This is a genomic window from Halomonas ramblicola (genome assembly GCF_030409215.1).
GTDB lineage: Bacteria > Pseudomonadota > Gammaproteobacteria > Pseudomonadales > Halomonadaceae > Halomonas > Halomonas ramblicola.
This window is the reverse complement of the sequence record NZ_JAUFPL010000018.1, coordinates 84,755-86,474: the sequence shown is the minus strand read 5'-3', so window position 1 is coordinate 86,474 and position 1,720 is coordinate 84,755. Positions and strand designations below refer to the sequence as shown.

At 67.9% G+C, this 1,720-nt stretch carries 2 protein-coding genes; one reads left to right on the top strand and one right to left on the bottom strand.

Annotation, left to right across the window (positions count from 1 at the left end; genetic code table 11):
• Positions 1-311 (bottom strand): tRNA(Met) cytidine acetyltransferase TmcA domain-containing protein (locus QWY80_RS06965; RefSeq protein WP_494337374.1); only part of this gene is annotated, 311 nt, incomplete at its 3' end.
• Positions 312-690: 379 nt separating this feature from the next.
• Here QWY80_RS06965 and dctP point away from each other — a divergent pair.
• The coding region (dctP, locus tag QWY80_RS06960) for a TRAP transporter substrate-binding protein DctP (RefSeq protein ID WP_290230019.1) at positions 691-1,720 on the top strand (1,030 nt) is incomplete at its 3' end.

Here is a 1,720-nt window from a genome sequence, read left to right as displayed (position 1 = left end):
GCCACGGCATCGGGGTCGAAGCCCGATGCCGTGGCGACGGCATCCACCACCAGCAGGTCGTGTTCTCCGCCCAGGCGAGTGCGCGCCTGGGCGGGCGGCAGCCACTCGCCCTCGGCCAGGTCCTCGGGGCGCCGTGCCGCGACCCATAGCGGGGCCCGCCAGTCGCCGGCCCGCCACAGGGCCAGCCCCCGCCGCTGGCACGCCTGCGGCGTGCCCTGCCCCCATACCATGCCGCGCCAGCGACGCCCGGCCAGCCAGGCGACCCTGGCCAGCAGCGACGCGACCGCGTGGGGCATTTCCTCCTGGGGCATCGCTTCTCCTCGCCACTCGTCGAACTTTAGTCTTACGGCAGTGCAGCATTCAACGCTGACACCCGCTCCATACATTCCCTTTACGTCAACGTAATAAAACGACAACCCATTGATTACCAAGGGATCACCCCCGACACCGGCGCGGCGCGGTCCCCGGAGACGATCGGCGCGATCCTCCCGGCCCGCCCCCGCGCCGTCATCGAAACGCTATCGTACATCTCGCGGAGGCCGTGCTAGCTTGAATTCGTCGTCGCGGAGGCCCGGAGGCGACGCCGCCGCCCCGGCATCGACCAGCGCCACGGGACCCGCGATCCGTTTCATGTCCGCAACGTCGACAGTCCATCGTCCCGCATTCAGCCCGATACGAAGGGAGAACAACATGAAGAAGATGCGTACCTTCACGCTCACTGGCCTGGCGGCCGGCGTGGCCCTGGCCACCCTGACCACCACTGCCCAGGCCCAGGAGAAGTGGACCATGACCACCACCTGGCCGGACAACCTGGACCTGATCCAGATCGACCGCCACTGGGCCGAGCTGGTCAACACGCTGGCCGGCGACGAGCTTACGATCGAGTTCCGCGCCGGCGGCACCCTGATGCCCGGCACCGAGGTGTTCGACGCCACCGAGACCGGCAGCATCGAGGCCGCCGGCGACTGGCCCGGCTACTGGGCCGGCCGCAGCTCGGCCTTCTCGCCGCTGGCCACCACCACCAGCCTGTTCAACGGCGTCGACTACCTGAACTGGATCCTGGAGTGGGGCGGCTGGGAGCTCTACCAGGAGGTCTACGGCCAGTACAACATGGTCTACCTGCCCTACGGTATCACCAACAACGAATCCGGCTTCCGCGGCAACACGCCCATCGAGAGCCTGGCCGACCTGGAGGGCAAGCGCCTGCGCCTCTCCGGCCGCGACCAGGGCCGGGTGCTGGAGGAGCTGGGCGGTTCCCAGGTGACGCTGGCCGGCGGCGAGATCTATCAGGCGGTGGAGCGCGGCGTGGTGGACGGCGCCGAGTTCTCCACCCCCGGCGTCGACTACAAGGCCGGCTTCAACGAGGTCGCCGACTACTGGTCGGTCCCGGGCTGGCACCAGTCCGCCAGCGTGTTCGGCGTGATGATCAACAAGGACGCCTGGGACGCCCTCTCCGAGGAGACCCAGGAGAAGCTCAGGATCGCCGCCGAGGCCACCATGGCCTGGTCGCTCGCCTGGTCCGAGCGCGAGTCCACCGAGGGCACGGTGAAGTTCAAGGAAGACGGCACCGAGATCCACCAGCTCTCCGACGAGGACCTCGCCGAGATCCAGGAGATCACCAACGAGGTGATCATCGAAGGCGCCTGCGAGAACCCGATGCACGCCAAGATCTACCACTCCATGATCAGCTACATGGAGCACTACGCCAACTGGCGCGACA